Source organism: Paraburkholderia sp. BR10882, from assembly GCF_040948855.1.
In the GTDB taxonomy this organism is placed as follows: domain Bacteria; phylum Pseudomonadota; class Gammaproteobacteria; order Burkholderiales; family Burkholderiaceae; genus Paraburkholderia; species Paraburkholderia nodosa_A.
On sequence record NZ_JBFPKP010000094.1, the window covers coordinates 1 to 255 of the forward strand.

Annotated in this window: 1 pseudogene; it reads left to right on the forward strand. The window is 67.1% G+C overall.

The window, feature by feature from the left end:
• Positions 1–255 (forward strand): annotated as a pseudogene (locus AB3X99_RS41040) (urocanate hydratase); the annotation flags it as partial.

Here is a 255-nt window from a genome sequence, read left to right on the forward strand (position 1 = left end):
GCTCGCGGCGACGATGGCGGGCTTCTCGATGATCGCGGTGGAATGCGACGAGACGCGCATCGACTTCCGCCTGAAGACGCGCTACGTGGACCGCAAGGCGAAGACCATCGACGAGGCGCTGGCCATCGTCGAGGAAGCGAAGCGCACGGGCAAGCCGGTTTCGGTGGGCCTGCTCGGCAATGCCGCCGATGTCTTCGCCGAGTTCGTGAAGCGCGGCATCACGCCCGACTGCGTGACCGACCAGACGAGCGCGCA